Origin of the sequence: Metamycoplasma equirhinis (assembly GCF_006385185.1) — a bacterium.
Taxonomy (GTDB): domain Bacteria; phylum Bacillota_I; class Bacilli_A; order Mycoplasmatales; family Metamycoplasmataceae; genus Metamycoplasma; species Metamycoplasma equirhinis.
In genome coordinates this window covers 1-590 of record NZ_VFIX01000035.1, presented here as the reverse complement: position 1 = coordinate 590, position 590 = coordinate 1, and the positions used below count along the sequence as shown (strand labels likewise).

Sequence of the window (590 nt, the reverse complement as noted above, 5' to 3'; positions counted from 1 at the left end):
GTTTCCGATGCCCCAGTTGCCGGTGCCGGAGTTGAACAAGCCGATATTGCCGGCACCGGAGTTCAGGCCCCCGATGCCGGTGAGGTTGTCCCCCACCAGCCCGATCCCGATGTTGCCCGTGCCGGTGTTGGCCAACCCGATGTTGCGCACGCCCTGGTTGGCGAAACCATAGTTGGCGCTGCCGGCATTGCCGAACCCCGTGTTGCCCAGGCCGGCCGCGCCGGCGGTCAGACCCGACTTGCCGAAACCGATATTGCCGTGGCCGACGTTGGCGAAGCCGAGGTTGCCGGTGCCGACGTTGCCCAGCCCCAGGTTTTGCGCACCGAGGTTGGCCGCGCCCAGGTTGAAGTCCCCAACGTTGCCCAACCCGAGGTTGTAGTTGCCGACATCGGCCAACCCGAGGTTGATGATGGGGCTTTGGGTCAACGCCGTCCCGGCCGCCAACACCCCCGACAGCTGCTGGCCCACGTTGCCGGCACCCGACACCAGCGCCGGCGTCCCCAAACCCACGATAGCGGTGTTGTACAGCCCCGATATCCCCGAGCCGACGTTCAGCACACCCGAGTTCAGCGTGCCGGCATTGGCAACTC

1 protein-coding gene is annotated in these 590 nt (G+C 66.4%); it reads right to left on the bottom strand.

Annotated elements, in window-relative coordinates; genetic code table 4:
• Window positions 1-590 (bottom strand): pentapeptide repeat-containing protein (locus FJM08_RS08535; RefSeq protein WP_503465697.1); only part of this gene is annotated, 590 nt, incomplete at both ends.